The sequence below is a fragment of the Kitasatospora sp. NPDC005856 genome (genome assembly GCF_040629945.1).
Lineage (GTDB): Bacteria > Actinomycetota > Actinomycetes > Streptomycetales > Streptomycetaceae > Kitasatospora.
Map to the genome: position 1 here is coordinate 92,913 of NZ_JBEXWT010000013.1, position 21,704 is coordinate 114,616.

At 75.2% G+C, this 21,704-nt stretch carries 21 protein-coding genes; 7 read left to right on the forward strand and 14 right to left on the reverse strand.

The features are described 5' to 3' along the window. The first annotated feature begins 279 nt into the window (after positions 1-279). Together phoU and ABZ449_RS11025 are read left to right on the forward strand one after the other, a co-directional pair. Complete coding sequence (gene phoU, locus ABZ449_RS11020; protein ID WP_360343652.1) at positions 280-969, forward strand: phosphate signaling complex protein PhoU; 690 nt, start codon at positions 280-282, stop codon at positions 967-969. 255 nt (positions 970-1,224) lie between these two features. Next, positions 1,225-1,404 (forward strand): hypothetical protein, encoded by a 180-nt coding sequence (locus ABZ449_RS11025; RefSeq protein ID WP_360343655.1) that lies wholly within the window; start codon positions 1,225-1,227, stop codon positions 1,402-1,404. A gap of 100 nt (positions 1,405-1,504) precedes the next feature. On the opposite strand, the gene ABZ449_RS11030 is transcribed toward ABZ449_RS11025, so the two are convergent. After that, positions 1,505-2,101 (reverse strand): lytic polysaccharide monooxygenase, encoded by a 597-nt coding sequence (locus tag ABZ449_RS11030; protein WP_360343658.1) that lies wholly within the window; start codon positions 2,099-2,101, stop codon positions 1,505-1,507. A 274-nt stretch (positions 2,102-2,375) separates the two neighbouring features. Continuing rightward, positions 2,376-3,134, reverse strand: a complete 759-nt coding sequence (locus ABZ449_RS11035) for a phosphoglyceromutase (protein ID WP_360343661.1) — start codon at positions 3,132-3,134, stop codon at positions 2,376-2,378. Positions 3,135-3,282: 148 nt separating this feature from the next. On the opposite strand from ABZ449_RS11035, the gene ABZ449_RS11040 reads away from it, so the two are divergent. Continuing rightward, positions 3,283-4,626: an MFS transporter gene (locus tag ABZ449_RS11040; RefSeq protein ID WP_360343664.1), complete on the forward strand. Its 1,344-nt coding sequence runs from the start codon at positions 3,283-3,285 to the stop codon at positions 4,624-4,626. Between the two features lie 44 nt (positions 4,627-4,670). Here the strand turns inward: ABZ449_RS11040 and ABZ449_RS11045 are convergent, their stop codons facing one another. Both ABZ449_RS11045 and mshA read right to left on the reverse strand, forming a co-directional pair. After that, on the reverse strand, positions 4,671-5,207 hold the full coding sequence (locus ABZ449_RS11045; protein WP_360343667.1) for a YbjN domain-containing protein: 537 nt from the start codon (positions 5,205-5,207) through the stop codon (positions 4,671-4,673). Positions 5,208-5,308: 101 nt separating this feature from the next. Further along, positions 5,309-6,682, reverse strand: coding sequence for a D-inositol-3-phosphate glycosyltransferase (gene mshA / locus ABZ449_RS11050; RefSeq protein WP_360343670.1), 1,374 nt, complete (start codon positions 6,680-6,682; stop codon positions 5,309-5,311). 214 nt (positions 6,683-6,896) lie between these two features. Here mshA and ABZ449_RS11055 point away from each other — a divergent pair, with 214 nt between their 5' ends. After that, entirely contained in the window at positions 6,897-7,730 is an 834-nt protein-coding gene (locus ABZ449_RS11055; RefSeq protein ID WP_360343673.1) for a class I SAM-dependent methyltransferase, read from the forward strand. A gap of 198 nt (positions 7,731-7,928) precedes the next feature. On the opposite strand, the gene ABZ449_RS11060 is transcribed toward ABZ449_RS11055, so the two are convergent. Beyond that, positions 7,929-8,492: an O-acetyl-ADP-ribose deacetylase gene (locus ABZ449_RS11060; RefSeq protein ID WP_360343676.1), complete on the reverse strand. Its 564-nt coding sequence runs from the start codon at positions 8,490-8,492 to the stop codon at positions 7,929-7,931. A 235-nt stretch (positions 8,493-8,727) separates the two neighbouring features. On the opposite strand from ABZ449_RS11060, the gene ABZ449_RS11065 reads away from it, so the two are divergent. Further along, positions 8,728-10,224 (forward strand): SpoIIE family protein phosphatase, encoded by a 1,497-nt coding sequence (locus tag ABZ449_RS11065; RefSeq protein ID WP_360343679.1) that lies wholly within the window; start codon positions 8,728-8,730, stop codon positions 10,222-10,224. A 136-nt stretch (positions 10,225-10,360) separates the two neighbouring features. On the opposite strand, the gene ABZ449_RS11070 is transcribed toward ABZ449_RS11065, so the two are convergent. From ABZ449_RS11070 to ABZ449_RS11105, 8 genes are all read right to left on the reverse strand, one after another. After that, positions 10,361-10,714, reverse strand: a complete 354-nt coding sequence (locus ABZ449_RS11070) for a DUF2516 family protein (protein WP_360343682.1) — start codon at positions 10,712-10,714, stop codon at positions 10,361-10,363. A gap of 117 nt (positions 10,715-10,831) precedes the next feature. Continuing rightward, a complete protein-coding gene (locus ABZ449_RS11075) occupies positions 10,832-11,365 on the reverse strand; it encodes a hypothetical protein (RefSeq protein ID WP_360343684.1) in 534 nt (177 codons plus the stop codon). 2 nt (positions 11,366-11,367) lie between these two features. Beyond that, positions 11,368-11,775: a helix-turn-helix transcriptional regulator gene (locus tag ABZ449_RS11080; RefSeq protein WP_360343687.1), complete on the reverse strand. Its 408-nt coding sequence runs from the start codon at positions 11,773-11,775 to the stop codon at positions 11,368-11,370. Between the two features lie 116 nt (positions 11,776-11,891). Next, a complete protein-coding gene (locus tag ABZ449_RS11085) occupies positions 11,892-12,770 on the reverse strand; it encodes an alpha/beta fold hydrolase (protein WP_360343690.1) in 879 nt (292 codons plus the stop codon). Between the two features lie 37 nt (positions 12,771-12,807). Further along, on the reverse strand, positions 12,808-13,905 hold the full coding sequence (locus ABZ449_RS11090) for a MerR family transcriptional regulator (protein WP_360343693.1): 1,098 nt from the start codon (positions 13,903-13,905) through the stop codon (positions 12,808-12,810). 34 nt (positions 13,906-13,939) lie between these two features. Next, the gene (locus ABZ449_RS11095; protein WP_360343696.1) at positions 13,940-14,905 is read right to left on the reverse strand and encodes an RNA polymerase sigma-70 factor; all 966 of its coding nucleotides are present in this window, start codon (positions 14,903-14,905) and stop codon (positions 13,940-13,942) included. 33 nt (positions 14,906-14,938) lie between these two features. Continuing rightward, positions 14,939-15,139, reverse strand: a complete 201-nt coding sequence (locus ABZ449_RS11100; RefSeq protein ID WP_360343699.1) for a hypothetical protein — start codon at positions 15,137-15,139, stop codon at positions 14,939-14,941. Further along, positions 15,136-18,309, reverse strand: coding sequence for an SNF2-related protein (locus tag ABZ449_RS11105; protein ID WP_360343702.1), 3,174 nt, complete (start codon positions 18,307-18,309; stop codon positions 15,136-15,138). The genes ABZ449_RS11100 and ABZ449_RS11105 overlap by 4 nt, the downstream gene beginning before the upstream one ends. A gap of 182 nt (positions 18,310-18,491) precedes the next feature. Between ABZ449_RS11105 and ABZ449_RS11110 the strand changes: the two genes are divergently transcribed. Continuing rightward, the gene (locus ABZ449_RS11110) at positions 18,492-19,106 is read left to right on the forward strand and encodes a YceI family protein (RefSeq protein ID WP_360343705.1); all 615 of its coding nucleotides are present in this window, start codon (positions 18,492-18,494) and stop codon (positions 19,104-19,106) included. A 163-nt stretch (positions 19,107-19,269) separates the two neighbouring features. Here the strand turns inward: ABZ449_RS11110 and ABZ449_RS11115 are convergent, their stop codons facing one another. Next, positions 19,270-20,256 (reverse strand): LysR family transcriptional regulator, encoded by a 987-nt coding sequence (locus tag ABZ449_RS11115; protein ID WP_360343708.1) that lies wholly within the window; start codon positions 20,254-20,256, stop codon positions 19,270-19,272. 114 nt (positions 20,257-20,370) lie between these two features. Between ABZ449_RS11115 and ABZ449_RS11120 the strand changes: the two genes are divergently transcribed. Beyond that, positions 20,371-21,702, forward strand: a complete 1,332-nt coding sequence (locus tag ABZ449_RS11120) for an MFS transporter (protein WP_360343711.1) — start codon at positions 20,371-20,373, stop codon at positions 21,700-21,702. Positions 21,703-21,704 lie beyond the last annotated feature (2 nt).

Here is a 21,704-nt window from a genome sequence, read left to right on the forward strand (position 1 = left end):
AGGCACTGGGTCAAGGCATCGACCACGCGTTGCCGAGAATTCACCTTCAGGTAGCTGCCGATTCACCGTAGCGGCCGTGCACCGTCGCCCTGACGGCCGAAAGTTGGCCGGGCAGCCCGTGTGGGAGAGATCGGTGTGCCGAACAGCGGCCACCGGCTCGGGTGTGCGCGTACGATGCGCGCCACCAGCAGCGGTCACCCGAACGCCGGAACGAAGGAACGACGGTCGTACGGGCCGACCGGTCGGCACCGCCACCGACACAGCTACTGAGGAGAGAACATGCGCGACGCGTACCACGAGGAACTCGATGCGATCGGCGACAGCCTGGTCGAGATGGCCCGGCTGGTCGGATCGGCGATGGGCCGGGCCACCACCGCCCTCCTCGACGCGGACCTGGCGCTGGCGGAGAGCGTGATCGCCGCCGACGAGAAGGTCAACGAGCTCCACCACGAGCTGGAGAACCGGGCCATCGACCTCCTCGCCCGCCAGCAGCCGGTCGCCACCGACCTGCGCATCGTCGTCACCTCGCTGCGGATGAGCGCCGACCTGGAGCGCTGCGGCGACCTCGCCCGGCACGTCGCCAAGGTCGCGCGGATGCGCTACCCGGACACCGCGGTGCCGGGCGACCTGCACTCCACCGTCCTGGAGATGGGCCAGCTCGCCCAGCGCCTGGTGGCCAAGGCCGGCCTGGTCATCGCGACCAAGGACGTCGACAAGGCCCTGGAGATGGAGCAGGACGACGACGCGATCGACAGCCTGCACCGCGAGCTGCTGTCGCACCTGATCGACGATCGCTGGCACCACGGCATCGAGACCGCCGTCGACATCACCCTGGTCGGCCGCTACTACGAGCGCTTCGCGGACCACGCGGTGTCGGTCGCCAAGCGCGTGGTGTACCTGGTGACGGGTGAGCACGTGGCCGAGTTCGTGGCCGCCACCGAGGCCGCCGAGGCCGCGCCGCTCGACTGACCGCCGGTCGGGGCGCCGGTCCGGGCGTCGCTCCGGGCGTCGCTTCGTCGCTGCTCCGGACGCCGCTTCGTCGCCGCTCGGGGCGGCGTCGGTCCCGGCTCACCCCGGGGGTGAGTAAACCTGTGACGAGGGTGGTGCGGGCGCACGGGCATCCGTGCGCCCCACCACTGCGCGCCCGTTGACGCTCCGTCCGTTCGGCGGCTTCACTCGACATTGGGGGCACAGGACTGTGCCCGTCACTAGGAGGGAAGCTCGATGAAGGCCAACCCGACCCGACCGGCAACCGCCCGCGACACCGTCGAGCCATCCGCCCCGAAGCTGCTTCCGATCCTCGCGGCGGGCTGCGGCTGCGGACCGGGCTGCGGCTGCGGCTGCCAGTCCGGCGCGCCCTGCCAGTGCGGCGGCGCCGACGGCGGCTGCTGCGGCGGCCACTGAGCGCGACGCCGCCCGAGGAGTCCCCTGAGGTGCACGGCCCACCGGCGGTCGTGCACCTCGTTCGTTCTCCCGCCCGCCTCACGGCAGGCCTTCCCGCCGGTCAGAACCGGACGTCGGAGCAGGAGTAGAAGGCGTTCGCGGTGTCGGAGATCGTCCAGACCGCGACGACCACCTGGTGGCCGGTGCGCCCGCCCGGGACGGTCGCGGTGTGGCTGAGCGTGCTCGGCACCTGCTTCCCGCCGTACGGGACGGTCAGGAAGGGCGTCAGCTCCAGGTTGGCGCGGGTGACCGGCTGGCTCGCGTCGTAGCCCGGTTTGGTCATGTAGTACCGGAAGTCGCTGGTCGCGTGCCGGGCGGTGAACGTCCAGGTGAAGGTCAGCTGCTGGCCCGCCGTCACCGACGTGGTCGGCCAGGCGCCCCCGTGCGGGTCGTCCAGTTCGGCGAAGCGCGCGTTGCCGCCGGCACAGATGGTGCCGTCCGAGGGGCCGAGGGCCGGGAAGCCCTTGGGGCCCTCGACGCTCTGCGGCTCCCACTGGATGTCGCCGCAGTCCCACGGGACGCCGTCCACGTGGGTGTCGCAGAGTGCGGCCCGGCTGGGCGGGGTCGAGATCCAGCCGTGGGACGAGGCCGGGAAGGCGAGGGTCAGCGGGATCGCCAGCGCGGCGACGGCCGCCCCGACGATGTGGCGTGTGCGCATGGTGCTCCTCCGTGGGGGTGGATGGAGTGTGCGCCGGGGCGCAGACGAGCGCGTGGGGGTGCGGCGGCGGGACGCGGAGATCCCGGCATGGCTGCGCCGGTCCGGTGCGCTCACCGTAGGAGTCACCGACTGAGCCCGTCAATGGTCTGAACCATTTTCCCGCCTACTGCCCAACTCCCACACCGGGCAAGCAGGTTGGACCCGAACCGACCGAAAACGAACGAAGCCCCGCCGCCCGGTTCGACCGGGGGGCGGGGCCGTATCGGCAAGCGGCTTACTTCTTGCCCTGGTTCTTCACGGCCTCGATGGCGGCCGCGGCGGCCTCCGGGTCGAGGTAGCGGCCGCCCGGCGTGACGGGCTTGAAGTCGGCGTCCAGCTCGTACACCAGCGGGATGCCGGTCGGGATGTTCAGGCCGGCGATGGCCTCGTCGGAGACGCCGTCGAGGTGCTTGACCAGCGCGCGCAGGCTGTTGCCGTGGGCGGTGACCAGGACGGTCCGACCGGCGGCGAGGTCCGGGACGATGGCGTCGTACCAGTACGGGAGCATCCGCTCGACGACGTCCTTCAGGCACTCGGTGCGCGGACGCAGCTCGCTCGGGATCTCGGCGTAGCGGGCGTCGCCGGCCTGCGAGTACTCGGAATCGTCGGCCAGCACCGGCGGCGGGGTGTCGTACGAGCGGCGCCACAGCTGGAACTGCTCCTCGCCGAACTCGGCCAGGGTCTGGGCCTTGTCCTTGCCCTGGAGCGCACCGTAGTGGCGCTCGTTCAGCCGCCAGCTGCGGCTGACCGGGATCCAGTGCCGGTCGGCCTTGTCCAGGGCGATCTGCGAGGTGCGGATGGCGCGGCGCAGCAGCGAGGTGTGCAGCACGTCGGGGAGCAGGCCCTCGGCGGCCAGGAGCTCGCCACCGCGGGCGGCCTCCTTCTCGCCCTTCTCGTTGAGGTCGACATCGACCCAACCGGTGAACAGGTTCTTCTGGTTCCACTGGCTCTCGCCGTGACGGAGCAGGATGAGTCGGTACGTCGTGTCAGCCATGGCCCCCAGCTTAGTGGGGGCAGAAAAACCGCTGGTGGGGACCTACAAACGGTGGGTAATGTGTGCACCGCACATCTGACACTTACATGCGTCGGCTGACCGGGCCTGCCCCACCGCTCAGCGGACGCCTGCCCCCGGGAGCCCCCACATGCTCGTCGCCCTGGCCGCCAACCCCCGGATCCGAAGACTGGTGCAGGAGACGGTGGGCGGACTGCCACGGCAGTTCTGGTGGCTCTGGGTGAGCACGCTGGTGAACAAGCTCGGGGCGTTCGTCGTGACGTTCCTGGCGTTCTACCTGACCGCCGAGCGGGGGTACCCGGCCTTCTACGCGGGCCTGGTGGCCTCGCTGTTCGGCCTCGGTTCGGCCGTCGCGGCGATCCTCGCGGGCGTGCTGGCCGACCGGATCGGGCGCCGCCCCACCCTGCTCGGCGCCCAGCTCGGCACCGCGCTGTTCACCACCCTGCTCGGCTTCGCGGACGGCCAGGTGGCGATCGCCGCGGTGGCCTTCATGGTGGGCCTGTGCAACAACGCCACCCGGCCGCCCACCTCGGCGATCATCGCCGACCTGGTGCCGCCCGAGGACCGGGTCCGCGCGTACTCGCTGAACTACTGGGCGATCAACATCGGCTTCGGCCTCTCGGCCGCCGTCGCCGGCCTGATCGCCTCCCACGGTTACCTCACGCTCTTCCTGCTGGACGCCCTCACCACCGTGGTCTGCGCGGTGGTGATCTTCCTCCGGATCCCGGAGACCAGGCCGCAGGCCGTGCCCGGCCCGGCGGGCGGCTCCGCCGAGCCGCCGCTCAGCCTGCTCTCGGTGTTCCGGGACGCCCCGTTCATGGCGCTGGTCGGGCTGACCCTGATGCTCGCGCTGGTCTTCCAGCAGGGCAGCACCACGCTGGCCGTCGACATGGGCGCCGCCGGCATCGCTCCCGGCCAGTACGGCCTGGTCATCGGCCTGAACGGGCTGCTGATCGTGGTCCTGCAGATCCCGCTCACCCGCTGGATGGAGGGCCGCTCGCGCACCGGGCTGCTGATCACCAGCTGCCTGCTCACCGGCTGGGGCTTCGGGCTGGCCGCGCTGGCCGGGTCCTCGGCCTGGCTGTTCGCACTCTCGGTGGCCGTCTGGACCGTCGGCGAGATCCTCAACACGCCGGTGATGATGGGCCTGGTCGCCGAGCTGGCGCCGACCCACGGGCGCGGCCGCTACCAGGGCGTGCACAGCCTCTCCTGGTCGCTCGCCTCGTTCCTCGGCCCGGCGGGCGGCGGGCTGCTGCTCCAGTACGCCGGACCGGCGGTGCTCTGGACGGCCTGCGGGGTGGTCGGGACGGTCACCGCGCTCGGGTACGTGGTGCTGGCCCGCCGGACCGGCGCGGCGGGGCGCCGCCCGCCCGTGGTCACGGAGGTCCCGGCGCCCGCTCCGGCGGCGCCGCGGGCACCGACGGCACCGGTGCCCGTGGTGGAGCGGGCCGGGAAGGCTCCGGCCGACGCCTGACCGGAAGGACCGGAAGGACCGGAAGGACCGGAAGGCCGGAAGGGTCAGTCCGCGTCCGGGGCGTCCGCCGGCCGCTCCTTCGGGGCGGCCAGGTGGGCGAAGGCGGCCAGGTTGCGGGTGGACTCCCCGCGCTTGGTCCGCCACTCCCACTCCCGGCGGATCGCCGTGGCGAAGCCCAGCTCCAGCAGGGTGTTGAACGGCTGGTCCGCGTTCTCCAGCACCGTCCCGAGCAGCCGGTCCACGACCTGCGGGGTGAGCGCCTCCAGCGGCAGCCGGCCGGCCAGGTAGACGTCGCCGAGCGCGTCGATCGCGTAGCCGACGCCGTACAGCCTGGTGTTGCGCTCCAGCAGCCAGCGGTAGACGGCCTCGTGGTTCTCGTCCGGACGGCGGATCACGAAGGCGTTCACCGAGAGGGTGTGGTCGCCGACCCGCAGGGCGCAGGTGGTGCTCAGCTTCCGGGTGCCCGGGAGCGCCGCCACCAGCGTGTACGGGTCGGTGGCGGCCGGTTCCCAGGCCACCCCGGCGTCGTCCAGGGCGGTGCGCAGGAGGGTCAGGGCCTCGTCCTTGGTGCGGATTGCCATGGGGGTGACGTTACTCGCCGGTACCGGGCGGGCGCAGCCCCAGGCCGGTCGGCTCCGGGGCCGGGCGGCTCCGGGGCCGGTCGGCTCCGGGGCCGGCGCGCTCAGGCCAGTCGGCGCCGGGCCGCCGCCAGTCGGCCGGCCGGACGGGCCATGCTGCCGGCGTACACCTCGGCGGTGGTCGCCGCGGCGGTGTCCCAGCCGAAGTGGGCCGCGTGCCGGGCCGCCGCCTCGCCGCGCCGGGCCACCAGGGCCAGGTCGGTCACGTACGGCTCCAGCGCGTACGACCAGTTCACCGGGTCGTGGCCCTGCACCAGGGTGCCCGTCTCGCCGTCCCGCACCGCCACCGGCAGGCCGCCGACCGCGGCGGCCACCACGGGGGTGCCGCAGGCCTGCGCCTCCAGCGCGACCAGCCCGAAGGACTCGCTGTACGAGGGCATCACCAGCGCCGTCGCCGCCCGGTACCAGTCCGCGAGCTGCGGCTGGCCGACCGGCGGGTGGAACCGCACCACGTCGCAGATGCCCAGCTGGGCGGCGAGCTTGTGCAGGCTCTCCGGCCGGGCCAGCCCGGTGCCGGACGGGCCGCCGACCACCGGCACCACCAGGCGCTCGCGCAGCTCCGGGCGGCGGCCCAGCAGCGCGGCGACCGCCCGCAGCAGCACGTCCGGGGCCTTCAGCGGCTGGATCCGGCCGGCGAACAGCAGCACCGCGGCGTCCTGCGGCAGGCCCAGCCGGGCCCGGGCGGCGGCGGGCGTCCGCGGCCCGCCTGCGCGGAAGACGTCCAGGTTGACCCCGGGGTGGACGACGGCCAGCTGGTCCGGCCGGGCGGAGTAGTGCAGCGCCAGCTCGGCGGCCTCCTCGGTGGTGTTGGCGATCAGCCGGTCGGCCGCCTCCACCACCTGGGTCTCACCGATCACCCGGGCCGCGGGCTCGGGCGTGTCGCCCTCCGCCAGCGCGGCGTTCTTGACCTTCGCCATGGTGTGCATGGTGTGCACCAGCGGCACCCCCCAGCGCTGCGCGGCCAGCCAGCCGACCTGCCCGGAGAGCCAGTAGTGCGAGTGCACCAGGTCGTAGTGGCCGGGGCGGTGGCCCGCCTCCGTCCGCAGCACCCCGTGGGTGAAGGCGCACAGCTGGGCCGGCAGGTCCTCCTTGACCAGGCCCTCGTACGGCCCGGCGGTGACGTGGCGGACCAGCACGCCCGGGGCCAGCTCGACCGTCGGCGCGTCGTCCGAGCAGATCGACCGGGTGAACACCTCGACCTCGATGTTGAGCTCGGCCAGGCGCTTGGCCAGCTCGACGATGTAGACGTTCATCCCGCCGGCGTCCCCGGTGCCGGGCTGGTGCAGCGGCGAGGTGTGGACGCTCAGCATGGCGATCCGGCGCGGGCGGCGGCGGCCGGGAACGAGCGCCTGGAGCCGGCCGCGCGCGGGGACGGCGGGCTGGGCACGGCGTACCGAACGGACGGGGTGCTGGATCACCTGGCTGAAGCCTCCTCTGTGCTGCCCGTCGAGGCGATCCGTACCCGGGCCGCCCGTTGTCCGGTGTGCGCTGCCCCGTCCGGGCACACATCACCACCAGTGTGCCAACCACACGGACCGCGTTCGGCATTCCCGACTCCTCCCACCGGCCGGGGCGGCCGTCATCGCCCCAGGTCAGCGCGGTGCCGCCGGCGGCCCGACTACCCTTCTGGGCATGGCTGCCTCCTTCGACCCCGTTCCCGCCGCGCCCGCCCGCGGACGGACCGGACGCCCGGTGGGGACGGTCACCCGGGGCACCACCAACACCAACCGGCTGCGCCGGATGGACCGCTGGATCGCCCACACCCTCGGCCGCGCGCTGCGCGCCGCCGGGCGCCCGCCGGTCGCGGTGGACCTCGGCTACGGCGCGGCGCCGTGGACCGCCGTCGAACTGGCGGGGCGGCTGCGCACGGTGCGGCCGGACGTCCGGGTGGTCGGGATCGAGATCGAGCCGGAGCGGGTCGCCGCCGCGCTGCCGTACGCCGAGCCGCCGCTGCTCACCTTCCGGCGCGGGGGCTTCGAGGTGCCGCTGGACGGCGGCGCGCCGGCCCAGCTGATCCGGGCCGCCAACGTGCTGCGGCAGTACGACGAGTCGGCGGTGGCCGGGGTGTGGGCGCGGCTGTGCGCGCGGCTCGCCCCGGACGGGCTGCTGGTCGAGGGCACCTGCGACGAGATCGGGCGGCGGCACGTCTGGGTCGCGCTCGGCCCGGAGGGGCCCCGGACGGTGACCTTCGCGGCCCGGCTGGGCGGCCTCGGCCAGCCCTCCGACCTGGCCGAGCGACTGCCGAAGGCACTGATCCACCACAACGTGCCCGGGCGGCCGGTGCACGCCTTCCTGACCGACTTCGACCGGGCCTGGGCGGCGGCCGCGCCGTACGGGGCGTTCGGGGCGCGCCAGCGCTGGGTGGCGGCCTGCACGGCGCTGGCGGGCAGCTGGCCGCTGGTGGACGCGCGCGGACGGTGGCGGCAGGGCGAGGTCACGCTGCCCTGGTCGGCGCTCGCGCCGTAGCGACGGCCGACTTCGAACCGGCGGGTACGGGAGCGCGTACGTGCCCGCGAGCGCCGGAGCTGGTGAGCGATCCGGTGCATTCACTCGAACGAGTTATCGAATATCTCTGGCGCGTTGACGCCTCGGCACGCCACCATGGACCCGGCCGAGCGGCGACACCACACGCCGCTCGGCCCGCGCCACGCTCCGCCCGACCGGTCAGGCGTCCCGCTCGGACAACTCCCGCCGGGCCCGCTCGAACACCTCGTACATCTCCGACCCGAACAGCACGAACCGCACCTCCGCCAGCTCCGCGCCCGCCTCCGCGTCACCGCCCTCCAGCACCGCCACGACGGTGCCGAGCGCGATCCGGGCCGCGTCCGCCGGCGGCCAGCCGTAGATCCCGGCCGACACGGCCGGGAAGGCCACCGTGCGCGCGCCGAGCGCCGCCGCGGTGCGCAGCGACTCGCGATAGCAGGAGGCCAGCAGCTCCGCCCGCTCCTCGTACTCCTCCGCCCGGTACACCGGCCCGACGGTGTGCACCACCCACCGGGCCGGCAGCCGTCCGGCCGCCGTCGCCACCGCCCGACCGATGGGCAGCCCCCTGCCCCAGTGCGAGGCGCGCAGTCGGCGGCACTCCTCCAGGATCTGCGGCCCGCCCTTGCGGTGGATCGCGCCGTCCACCCCGCCACCGCCCAGCAGGGACGAGTTGGCGGCGTTCACCACCGCGTCCACGGGCTGTTCCGTGATGTCACCCTCCACCAGGGTGATCCGCTCCACCATCGCCCGCTCCCTCCCCCGGGCCGCCCGGCGGCCGCCGGGACGGGAACCGGGTCATCGTCCGAGTCCAGTCACCACACCGCCGCCGGCGTGGCAATAACCACAACGGCGCCGGTCGGTCAGAGAAATCCCCGGAGATCACGTTATGGTCGCGAGAAGTTCCCTGACGCGCGGTGCCAGGCGGGCACTGCGGGCGGACGCCGACCGTTACGCAGTCGGGGAAAGGGAGGAACCACCGATGCCCGCAACGGGAGACGGGCGGGCACCTGGTGCCGCGGACCTGCCGGGCGCCCTCGACGGCGCCCCCGTCGGCCATGCCCGCAGCCGCGCCACGACCGGACCGGCCACGGCGGCTCCCCCGATACCCCACCCCCGCTCGCGGGCCGCGCACGCCTCCCACCCGTCCCACATCGCCGACCCGGCCGGCCCCGCGGCGACGGACGGGCCCGCCGACGGCGCGCCGCTGCGACTGCTGGTCATCGAGGACGACGCCTCGGACGCCCAGCTGATCAAGGCCGCGGTCGCCGACAGCGGCACCTCGATCGAGATCCACTGGGCCCGCGGCCTGGACCAGGCCACCGAACTGCTCGCCCCGCCCGCGCCCTGGGCCCGGCGCGGGCGCTCCCGCACCCCCGAGTTCGGCTGCGTGCTGCTCGACCTCGCCTCGCCCGCCGACCTGCCCCACCCCTCCGACTCCTCGGACGGGCTGGAGGGCCTGCACGAACTGCTCCGCCGGGCCCCGCACACCCCGGTCGTGGTGCTCACCGACGCCGCGGGGGCCGAACTCGGCGCGGCCGCCGTCGCGGCCGGCGCGCAGGACTTCCTGCTCAAGCACGAGACCGACGGCCCGCTGCTCGCCCGCGCCCTGCGCTACGCCGTCGAGCGCAAGCGCGCCGACGAGTCCCAGCGCCGCCTGGTCGAGGCCGAGTTGCGCGGCCAGGAGAACGCCCGCCTCCAGCGCCACCTGCTGCCCACCCCGCTGCTCGACGGCGCCGGGCTCTCCTTCACCCGGCGCTACCGCCCGGGCCGCCGCCGCGCGCTGCTCGGCGGCGACTTCTACGACGCCGTGCGCACCGACGACGGCACCGTCCACGTCGTGATCGGCGACGTCTGCGGCCACGGCCCGGACGAGGCCGCGCTCGGCGTCGCGCTCCGGATAGCGTGGCGCACCCTGGTCTTCGCCGGGCTCACCGGCGAGACCCTGCTCACCACCCTCCAGCACGTGCTGGAGCACGAGCGGCGCAGCGACGAGATCTTCGCGACGCTCTGCATGCTGGTCATCGAGCCCGCTAGGTCCGGCAGCGACCTCGACTCGCTCGGCGCCGGCGAGCGGGCCCGGCTCTACCTCGCCGGGCACCCGGCGCCGCTGCTGCTCGGCCGGGACCACGGGCCGATCACCCTGCCCTCCGACCTCGCCGGGCCCGCGCTCGGTCTGCTGCCGTGCCACGACGGGCAGGCTGCCTGGCCCGCCCACGAGGTCGAACTGCGGCCCGGCTGGCGGCTGTTGCTCTACACCGACGGGCTGATCGAGGGCCGGGTCGGGGCCGGATCCCGCCGCCTGGGCCAGGACGGGCTCGCGGACCTGGTCGGCGACCACCAGGCCGCCGGGCTGACCCGGGGGCGGCTGGTCGACAGCGCCATCGCGGAGGTCGAGGAGCTGAACGGCGGGGCGCTGACCGACGACGTCGCGGTGCTGCTGCTGGAGCGCAACCCGGTGCAGCTGGTCCTCGGCTGACGGACCGGCAGCGGCCGAGCAGCCCGACGCACGGCCGGACGCACGGCCGGACACGCGGCCGGACACGCGGCCGGACATGCGGCGGCCCGGGCGGGTGAACTCCCCGCCCGGGCCGCCGCGTTGTCCGCCGACGTGGCTACCAGGGCCCGTACGGACCGGTGTTGCTCCGACCGCCCCGGCCGCCACCACCACCGGTCAGCGCGCGGATCGCCGGGCGGACGTCCACCACGTAGACGATCGACGCGACCAGACCGGCCAGGGTGCCGATGCCGGTGAAGAAGTTCACCCCGAACAGGAGGTCCCAGCCGAAGGAGATCGCCAGGATCGCCACCCAGAAGCCCTTGGTCTTCTTGTCGGCCGCCCGGTAGGCGTCCTCCCGGCGGGTGGCCGCGTCGGCCAGGGCGAACAGCTTGTAGGCGAGGATGGCGATGGTCGCCCACCAGATCGGGTTCAGATAGGAAAAGGCCAGAATCTGCAACACTCCGACCATTTCGATCTCCTCTGCTCTCGGCTCCGGCACTGCGCCCGCCGTCCATCCTGGCACGACGACCGTCCGCGACGGGGTCAACGTCCCACGGTCACCTGCTGCGCCCCCGGGGGCGCCACGTCACTCCGCCGCGTCGGCGGCGCCCTTGCGGGCCCGGGCGGACTTCCTCGGGGCGGGCTCGGCCTCGACCGGTTCCGCGGTCGGCTCGGACGGTTCCGCGGTCAGCTCGACCGGTTCCGCGGCCGGCTCGGACGACTCGGCCTCGTCCGAGGCGCCCGGACGGGCCTTGTCCACCACGACCTTGCCGCGCTCGGCCAGCTCGTCGTACGTCTCCTTGGCCTTCACCGCCAGCTCGACCGCGCGGGCCACCTGCTGCAGCGCGAAGCCCTGGGCCCGCTCCTGCAGGGCCTTGATGTCCGTCGGCAGGGTGGTGACCGTCTCGGTGACCTTGGCCTGCGCCCCGGTCAGCAGCGACTGCGCCTCCTGGAAGGTGGCGGCGGCCTTCTCCTGCGCACCCTTGCGGTCCGCCGCCAGCGCCTCGACCCGGCCCGGCACCTCGCGCAGCTTCTCGTACGCGAGGTCCCCGGCGCCGGCCAGGGCGTACAGCGGGGTCGGGTCGCTGAGGGTCTTCTTGATCTCGTCGGTGATGGGCATGGTTACCGGTCCTCCCGGTGGGTGTTCTGGGTGGCTGGGCCGTCGGCCGACGGGGTGGAAGCCGATGCGGCGTTCTCCTTGAGGAAGGCGTCGTAGACCGCGAGCAGCGCCTGCTTCTGCTGCTCGTTGATCAGCGGATCGGCCAGGATCGAGGCCCGCAGTTCCAGGCCCTCGCCCCGCCGCTCCTCCAGGATCCCGGCCTGGACGTACAGCGTCTCCGCCGAGATCCGCAGCGCCTTGGCGATCTGCTGGAGGATCTCCGCGCTCGGCTTGCGCAGCCCGCGCTCGATCTGGCTGAGGTACGGGTTGGACACGCCGGCGGCCTCCGCCAGCTGCCGCAGCGAGTACTGGGCGTTGCGGCGCTGCTCGCGGATGTACTCGCCCAGCGAGCCGACGTTCAGTGAGGCCATGCGGACAGCCTGCAACACCCCGCTTGCAAATGCAAGCAGGGTGCTAGCGGCAGCAAACGCGCGCACCGTCGGGGCCCGGCCGGGGGCCCGGCGGACCGGATGGTCAGGCCGGGTGGTCAGGCCAGATGGTCGAGGAGGAGCTCGATGAGCCGTTCGGGGGTGCGCAGCGGGAGGTAGTGGTCGGCGTCCGGGACGAGGTGGCCGCGGGCCCCGGGGATGTCCTCGGCGAGTCGCCGGGCGATGGCCGCGATCTCCGGGTGGTCGCGGTCGCCGTGGACGACCAGGGTGGGCGCGGTGACGGTGGCGAGGAGCGGCTCGGCCGCCCGGGCCGGGGCGCCGGCGAGGTGGTGCTCGCTGACGATCCGGCGGGCCGCGTTCTCCTCGACCATCGTCGCGATCAGCTCGCCGCCCGGTGCGCCGCGCCCCAGGGCGGCCCAGACCGAGAGCTCCAGCTCCGCCAGCGCGGCCGCGTCGCCACGGCGCCGGGCCTCGGCGTAGGCGGTGGTCTCCGGGGACGGCGGCCAGTCGTGGCCGCTGACCGAGGCGCCGATCAGGGCGAGCGAGGCCACTCGGTCGGGGTGGGCGAGGGCGAAGTCCAGCGCGGTCTCCCCACCCATGCTCAGGCCGACCAGCGCGGCGCCGGGCAGGCCGAAGTGGTCCAGTACGGCGCCCAGGTCCGCGAGGTCGTCGAAGGCCTGCTCCGGCGTGCCGGAGCGGCCGAGGCCGCGGGCGTCGTAGCGGATCACGTCGTGGTGGCGGGAGAGCGCCGGAACGACGGCGTCCCACAGCCGGGAGTCCATGCCGGAGCCGTGCAGCAGCACCACCGGGCTGCCGGCGCCCCGGCGCTCCGCCCACAGCCGGCCGCCGCCGGGGGCCGGGACGTGGACCACGGAGACGTGCTCCGCGGGGCCCTGTTCCGCGGAGGCGCGCTCCGAAGGGACGAGGGCGTCGGGGGCGAGGGCGCCGGGGGTGGTGGCATCGGGCTGCGGGCTCATGCGGTGATCCTTCCAGAGGCCCGGCGGGGCCGGCCGGTCAGTTCGCCTCGGGCAGCCGGATCGGCATCAGGACCGAGAAGGTGCCCGAACGACCGGGCGAGCGGACGGCCAGCGGGGCGATCGGGCCGCCGAGTTCGAGGAGCAGCTGTCCGGGCAGCCCCGCGTCGAGGGCTTCGAGCAGGAAGTCCCGGTTGACGGCCAGTCGGTAGCCCTCGGGGGCCGGGTCCTCGGCGACGGCCAGGCGGCCGTCGCCGGTCAGGGTCAGCACGGTGACTTCGCAGTCGGCGCCGTCCGGGCCGGAGGGCAGGGTGCGGGTGGCACCGGCCGCCACGGCCGCCCGCAGTTCGGCGGCGGGGAGGCTGATCCGGTGCTCCGGTTCGAGCCGGGTGACGGCCCGGTGGTCGGGGTAGTCGAAGGCCGGCGCGGCACCCTCGATCCGGTGCTCCCCCGCCTCGACCCGCAGCGTTCCGTCCCCGAGGGTGAGCGCGACCTCCGCCGCGCCCGCGCCGAGAAGCGCGCGCAGTGCGTCCACCAGCGCGGTCGGGACGACCGTGCCGGCCACCGGCCGCTCGGGCGCGCCGCCGGTGGCCGGCACCTCGGCGAGGGCCATCCGGTAGCGGTCGGTGGCGACCAGGCGCAGCACCGGGCCGTCGGGCTCGAAGAGCACGCCGGCGAGCGCGGGCAGCTCCGGGTCCGCGCCGACCGCGAAGCGGACCGCGTCCAGGGCGGCCGCGAGCCCTTCGGCCGGGACGGTGAGCCGGAGCCCGGCGGGGGTGGTGGTCATCGGCTGCTCCCTCTGGTCGATCATCGCCTGGATCAGGGAGAGCTCGCGGCGGGCGTCGGCGAGGCCGTCCTCGAGACGGCGCAGGTGCGCGTCGAGCACCTGCCGGGCCTGCCCGCTGCCGGGGGCGGCGCCGAGCACGGCGCGGATGGCCGTCAGCGGCAGGCCGACCCGGCGCAGCCGGGCCAGCAGCCGGGCGTCGGCGAGCTGGCCGGGCCGGTACCAGCGGTAGCCGGTGCGCGGATCGACCCAGGCAGGGGTGAGCACCCCGGCGCCGTCGTAGTAGCGCAGGGTGCCGACGCCCAGGCCGCTGGCGCGGGCCAGTTCGCCGATGCTGTGCAGCTCGCTCTCCATGCCGGTGACTCTGCGGGCTCGACCTGGTCGAGGGTCAAGCCCGGTCGGCCCGGCCGTCGCCGTCTTCGTCGCGGCCGTCGCGGCCGTCGCCGTCGGAGGCAGGGCGGCCGAGGTGCGCCAGCTTCTGCGGGTTGCGGACGCTGCGGATCTCGGCGATCCGCACGGTGCCGTCGGGCTGTTCGGCGAATTCGAACACCGAGACGGAGTCGACGGCTCCGTCCATGGTGATCATCAGACCGGCCTCGCCGTTGACCAGCACCGGACGGGCGCCGGCCCCCTCGCCGAGCTTCTGCAGCACCCCGAGGACGAAGCGGGCGACGTTCTCGGCGCCGACGAGCGGCCGCAGCGCGGCGCGGATCACCCCGCCACCGTCCGTCCAGCCGGTCACGTCGGGGGCGAGCAGCTCGAGCATCCGGTTGAGGTCGCCGCCGACGCAGGCCGCCAGGAACTCGTCGGTGGCGCGGCGGCGCAGCTCGGGCGGGGCGTCGTAGCGGGGCCGGCGGGCGCGCACGTGCGCCCGGGCCCGGCTGCCGACCTGACGGCAGGCGGCCTCGGTGCGGTCCAGGGCCTCGGCGATCTCCTGGTAGGAGAATCCGAAGGCCTCCTTGAGCACGAACACCGCCCGTTCCAACGGGGACAGGCTCTCCAGCACCACCAGCAGGGCCAGCGAGACGGTCTCGGCCCGCTCGACGCCGTCGGGCGCGTCCGGCTCGGTGACCAGCGGCTCGGGCAGCCAGGGGCCGACGTAGGACTCGCGGCGGACGGCGGCCGAGTCCAGCTTGTTGAGCGCGAGGTTGGTGACCGTACGGGCCAGGAAGCCGCCGGGGCTGGCGACCGGGCCGGTGACGCCGCTCCAGCGCAGCCAGGTGTCCTGGACCAGGTCCTCGGCGTCGGCGACGCTGCCGAGCATCCGGTAGGCGATGCCGAAGACCATCCGCCGGTGCTGCTCGAAGTCGGCCAGCCGGGCGTCGGCCGGCGGCACGTCGTGGGTGTCGCTCACCCGTGCGACGCTACCGCACGGTAGCCGCCGCGCTCAGCCCCGGAAGGCCTCGTAGGCGGGGGCGAGCACGGCGGCGAGGTCGCGGCCGCGCACGGTGATGCCGGCGCGGCCGAGGCGGCGCAGCGAGGGCTCGTCCGGGCCGTCCTCCTGCTCGGCCGGCGCGGGGCGCAGGGTGAACTCGCCGCGCCAGTAGGCGGCGACGTTGACCACGGGCGGTTTCGGTTCGTCGGTCACGCGTCCTCCTCGGCCACGGCGTCCTCCCGGGTGAGGGCGACCAGCTCGCGCAGCGCCTCGACCGGCAGGTCGGTGAGCCAGCGCTCCCCCTCCCCCACCACCGTCTCGGCCAACGAGCGTTTGGCGGCGAGGAGTTCGTCGATCCGCTCCTCGACGGTGCCGACGCAGACCAGCCGGCGGACCTGGACGTCCCGGCGCTGGCCGATCCGGAAGGCCCGGTCGGTGGCCTGCTCCTCGACCGCCGGGTTCCACCAACGGTCCAGGTGGATCACCTGGTTGGCGGCGGTCAGGTTGAGGCCGGTGCCGCCGGCCCGCAGCGAGAGCAGGAACACCCGCGGCCCGTCCGGGGACTGGAAGCGCTCGACCAGTTCCTCGCGGCGCGCCCGGGGCAGGCCGCCGTGCAGGTAGAGCACCTCCTCGCCGAGCCGGCGCCGCAGGTACGGGCGGAGCATCGCGCCGAACTCGGCGTACTGGGTGAAGACCAGCGTGCGGTCCCCCTCCGCCAGGGCCTCCTCCAGCAGTTCGGCCAGCCGGGCGACCTTGCCCGAGCGTCCGCCCACCGCCGAACCGTCGTGCAGCAGTTGGGCCGGGTGGTTGCAGACCTGCTTGAGCTTGCCGATCGCGGCGAGCACCGTGCCGCGCCGCTCCACGCCCCGGATGCCCTCGACCCGGCGCAGCAGGTCGGCGACCACGGCCTGGTAGAGACCGGCCTGCTCGGCGGTGAGACTGCACCAGACGGTCATCTCCTGCTTGGCGGGCAGCTCGGCCGCCACCGCCGGGTCGGACTTGACCCGGCGGAGCACGAACGGGGCGGTGCGGCGGCGGAGTTCGGCGGTGCGCTCGGGACTGCGGTGCAGCTCGACCGGGATCGCGTAGCGCTCCTTGAAGCGCTCGGCCGGGCCGAGCAGGCCCGGGTTGGCGAAGTCCAGGACGGCGTGCAGTTCGGAGAGCCGGTTCTCCACCGGAGTGCCGGTGAGCGCGATCCGGTGCCGGGTGACGGGCAGCGCGCGGATCGCCCGGGACTGCGCGGTGCCGGTGTTCTTGACGTGCTGGGCCTCGTCGGCGACCACCCGGCGCCAGCGGATCGCGCGCAGGGCGGCGAGGTCGCGCTGGACCAGCCCGTAGGTGGTGATGACGAGGTCCACGCCGCTGACGGCGGCGGCGAGCCGCTCCGCGTCGAGGCGGCCGGCGCCGTGGTGGACGTACCGCCGCAGGCCGGGGGCGAAGCGCTCGGCCTCGCGCTGCCAGTTGCCGACCAGGGACATCGGGCAGACCAGCAGGGTGGGGCCGCTCTCCGCCCCCTCCGTCTGCTCCGCCGCCTCCGCCTTCTCGGAGGCGAGCAGGGCGAGCGTCTGGACGGTCTTGCCGAGGCCCATGTCGTCGGCCAGCACGGCGCCGAGGCCGAGCCCGGACATGGTCCGCAGCCAGGCCAGCCCGCGTTCCTGGTACGGGCGCAGCACGGCCCGGAAGTCCGCCGGCAGCTCCGGGGCGGGGGCGGCGCCGGCCTGCCCGGCGAGCAGCTCGCCGAGCGGGCCGTCGGCGCGCACCGAGGTGACCGGCAGCCCGGCGACCGTCGCCTCCGGGTCGAGGGCGAGCCGCAGCAGCTCGCCGGCGGCGAGCACGCCGTCGCGGCGGTCGGCGAGGAAGGCGAGCGCGGCGGCGATCTGGTCCGGGTCGGCCTCCAGCCAGGTGCCGCGCACCCGGACCAACCCCTCCTTGGCGGCGGCGAGTTCGGCCAGTTCCCGCTCGGTGAGCGGATCCCCTTCCGGGCCGAGCGCGGCCTGCCAGCGGAACGCGACCACGGCGTCCCGGTCCACCTGGGCGGTGACCGCGAGCGAGCCGGGCGCGGGCGGGGTGGTGGCGCGCAGGGCGAGCCCGAGCCGGGGGCGGCGGCGCCACCAGGCGGGCAGCAGCACCCCGAAACCGCCCTCGGCGAGGACGGGCGCGGCGGTGCGCAGGAAGTCGAGCGCGCCGGCCCGGTCGAGCGGCAGGGCGGACGGGCGGGAGCGGTGGCGCAGCCCGTCCAGGGCGGGCCAGCGGTGGGCGGCGCGGGCGAGTTCGGCCACCAGGACGTCGACCGGGTCGGCGGCCTTGCGGGCGAGCGCGGCGTGGGCGGCGCCGCCCTCGTGCAGGTCGGCGGCGCGGACCAGTAGGGAGGGCTCGTCCACGGCCTGGAGCAGGAACTCCAGCCGCCAGGCGTCGTCGGAGGGGCGGCCCTCGGCGTCGTCCGGGTCGGGGCCGAGCGGCTCGACCAGGCGGAAGCAGAGCCGCAGCGCGGGGTCGACGGGCTCGGCGGCGGCGTACCAGGCGCCGAGCCGGCGGCGCAGTTCGGCGAGCTCCTCGGGCGGGGAGCCGTCGAAGCCGGCGTCGGGGGCGGTGAGGGCGCGCAGCCAGCGTTCGGCGACGGCCTCCTCCGATCCGGCCCCGTCCCCGGCCGGGAGGAGGGGTGGGGTGTCCGCCAGCGCGGCCCGGGCCTCGGCGTCCACCAGGGCTCCCAGGGCGGCGTCCAGCAGCGCCTCGCCGTCGTCGGCGCCGTGCGGCCACTCCCCCAGCAGGACGGGCGGGCAGCCCGCGGCCAGGGCGGCGGCCTCCCGGCGCCCGGCCGGGGTGAGGTCGGGCCGCCACCGGGCCTGCGGGCGGCCGTCGGCGCCGGTCACGGGCAGCGGCTGGACCCGGCCGCGCCCGACCGTCCGCCAGGCGACGTCGTGCACCCCGGTGAGCCAGCGCAGCGAGGGGCCGTGGACCACCTCCACCCGCCCGGCACCGGGCAGCTCGCTGCTGGTGACGGCCCAGGCCGGGTCGAAGACCTCCCCGAGCAGCTGGGCGGCGGCCCCGGCCCCGAAGATCAGGGCCGGCACCCGCCAGGGGGCGAGCACGGCGCCGCCTCGCGGCGGGGTGACCGGCAGGTCGGGCGAGGGCGCGGGGACGGTGCCGACGGTGGGCAGCAGCAGGGTGGCCCAGCGCTCGGGGGCCTGCCCGGCGAGCCAGCCGAGGCCCGGGCCGATGCCGCCGAGCACGGCGGACAGCTCCCCGGCCGGGCAGGCGTAGGGGTGGGCGCGCGGGGCGGGCCGGTCGGGGTGTGGTTCGACGGCGCCGGGGTGGGCGCGGGCGTCCTCGGCCCAGAGCGCCAGGTGCCCGTCCGCCCGCCAGAGCGCGTGCAGGACGAACATCGGGGGCCTTCCGGGCGGGGTGGGACCGTCCTTCGCAGCCTATCCGGGAGGGCCGACAGGTGGGTCGACCGAGACGTCCGGAGGACCCCGGGGAGCCATGGTTGAAAGTTGAACGAAGTTGTCCTACAGTGGAGCCAACAAGTTGAAGCCTAAACAACCGGCTTCGAACCAAGGAGGAAGCCATGGGCCTGTTCAACCGCACCAAGACCGTCACCGCCCCCACCGCGGCCGCCGTCCGGACCCCGGCCGGCCCGGACCTCGCCCACCTGACCGGCGACTGGGCCGTCGACAGCACCCACAGCGAGATCGGCTTCTCGGTCCGCCACGCGATGGTCACCAACGTCAAGGGGCGCTTCACCGAGTACGACGGCAAGCTGCACCTGGACGGCACCCACCCCGGCAACTCCTCGGCCGAGCTGGTGATCAAGGTCGCGAGCGTCGACACCAACCAGGCCCAGCGCGACGAGCACCTGCGCACCGGCGACTTCTTCGCCGTCGACACCCACCCGGAGATCCGCTTCCGCAGCACCTCCGCGCAGCTGGTCCACGGCGACTCGTACCGGATGACCGGCGACCTCACCATCAAGGGCACCACCCGCCCGGTCGTGCTGGACCTGGAGTACACCGGCAGCGCCACCGACGCGTACGGCGCCGACCGGGTCGGCTTCGAGGGCAAGGCCGTCGTCGACCGCACCGAGTTCGGCCTGACCTACAACGCCGCGCTGGAGACCGGCGGCGTGCTGATCGGCGAGAAGGTCAAGCTCAGCTTCGACATCTCCGCCGTCAAGGCGGCCTGAGCCGGCCTCGCCCACGAGCACCGCCCCTGCCCTTCCCCCCGGGGCAGGGGCGGTCTTCAACCGCCCCGAAGCGGTTCCCCCCGTACCGCCGCCGACCGGAGGCTCCCCCGTTCCGCCGCCGGCCGGCGGCTCCCCCGTTCCGCGCCCGGCCGGCGGCTTCGCCCTACCCCCGCGGCAGCAGCGCCGCGTCCGCCGGGGGCAGCCAACCGCCCGGCGGGCGACGCAGCCAGCCCCCGGCGGCACCGAGCGCACCGGCCGCGGCGGCCAGCGCCCGCAGCCCCGGGTGACGCTCGCCGGGCCGGTGCACCAGGCTGACCAGGCTCAGCGGCACCGGTTCCACCAGCGGCACGTTCACCGTCCCCGGGATCCGCGGGCCGCCGACCGTGGTCAGCATCGGATCGCCGTGCCGGGCGAGGTAGCGGGCGGTCTCGTCCACACCCACCGGCGGCACGTACGGCGCGGCCGCCGTCAGGCCGTGCTCCCGCAGCAGCCTGGTCCCGAGGTCGGCCCACTCGGTGGTGGCCGGGTTGCCCGCGCAGACGTCGACGGGGTGCCCGGCCAGGTCGGCCGGCCGCAGGGCGGAGCGGTCCGCCAGCGGATGGGTGTCCGCCATCATCACCGAGATCCGCTCCAACCGCACCGGCAGCTGGACGAGTTGACCGCGCACCGCGGTGGGCAGCCCGGCGAAGCGGCCGAACGAGGCGTCCAGCCGGTGGGCCAGCAGTTCGACGGCCGCCGCGGCCAGTCCGCCGTGGAAGCGGGCCAGCAGGTCGCCCTCCGGCCAGGCGGCGCGGGCCCGTTCGAGCACCCGGTCGGCGGTGAGGTCCGGGCCCGTGACGTCGCTGTTGAGATCGACCAGCAGCGGCCGGACGGTGGCCCCGGATCCGCCGGCGGCCTCGGCGAGGATCTCGTCGTGCAGGGCCAGGAACCGGCGCGCCCGCGGCAGCAACCCCCGCCCGGCCGGGGTGAGTTCGACGCTGCGGGTGGTGCGGGTGAACAGCGCGTCGCCGAGCAGCCCCTCCAGGGTCCGGACGTCCCGGCTGAGCGCCTGCTGGGCGATGTGCAACCGCTCGGCGGCCCGGCCGAAGTGCAGGGTCTCGGCGGTCGCGACGAAGCCGCGGAGCAGACGGGGGTGCAGGTCACGGGGCATGGGCGGCAGATTAACAACAGCGTGTTGTGAGTGCGGCGAAACAGGTGTTGGACGGCCGCCCGCCCCCGGCGCCAGGCTGTGAGCACCCCCCTTCCCCCTGCTCACAGGAGCCCGATGCCCTCGCGCGCCTTCCTCGCCTCCTACCGGCGGCTGTTCTCGGCCCCCGGCGCCGCCGCCTTCACCCTCGCCGGGCTGCTCGGCCGGCTGGCGCTGTCGATGAACGGCGTCGCCCTGGTGGTGCTGCTCTCCGAGCGGCGCGGCTCGTACGGGCTGGCCGGAGCGGTGTCGGCGGTCGGACTGGTCGCGGGCGCGGTCGGGATGCCGCTGATCGGACGGCTGGTGGACCGGTACGGACAGGCGAGGGTGACGGTACCGGCCGCGCTGTACAACGCCGTTCCGCTGACCGGGCTGCTGCTCTGCGTCCGGCTCGGCGCGCCCGACTGGGCGCTCCTCCTCTGCTCCGCGGCCTGCTCGGCGGCACCCAACCTCGGCGGCATGGCCCGCTCCCGCTGGGCGCACCTGTACCGGGACGACCCGGCCGCCCGGCACCTGGCCAACTCCCTGGAGCAGGCCCTGGACGAACTCTGCTTCATGGCCGGCCCGGTGCTCGCCATGCTGCTCTGCACCACGCTCGCCCCGGAGGCCGGACTGATCACCGCCGGTGCCCTCGGCACCACCGGCGCCCTGCTGTTCGCCGCCCAGCGGCGCACCGAACCCCCGCTGCCCGCCGCCGCGGCGCAGGGACGGGAGCCGGCCGGCCCGCGGCACGGCTCCCCGCTGCGGGTGCCCGGGCTGCGGGTGCTGGTGCTGACCTTCCTGGCGACCGGCATGGTCTTCGGCGCGACCGAGATCACCACCGTGGCGTACGCCGACGCGCTCGGCCACAAGGCCTCGGCCGGACTGCTGCTGGCCCTGGTCGCGGCCGGCTCCTGCGTCGCGGGGCTGCTGTTCGGGCTGCTGACCCCGCGCCGGGCACCGGGCACCCGGTTCCTGCTCGGCGTCACCGCGATGGCCTCGGTGCTGCTGCTGCCGCTCGCCGCCGGACTGGGCGGGGCCGGTCTCGGGCTGCTCGGCGTGGCGCTGTTCGCGGCCGGCACCGCCACCGCGCCGACCATGGTGACCGGGATGACGCTGGTCCAGGAGCTGCTGCCGCAGAGGCAGTTCAACGAGGGCATGGCGATGGCGGTGTCCGGCATCGTGGTCGGCATCTCGGCCGGGGCGGCGCTCGCCGGGACGGTCGCCGAGCGGACCGCTCCGGGCACCGGCTACGCCCTGCCCGCCGTGGCCGCCGGGCTCGCGCTGCTGATCGCGCTGGCGGGGCGGCGGCACCTGCCGGCGCGCTCGACCCAAGGCTCGGCCCAGGACGGGGCGAGGGGCGGGGCCCAGGGCCGGACACAGGGCGGGGCGCCGGAAAATGCCGAGCCGATTGTCAGTCCCACCCTCTAACG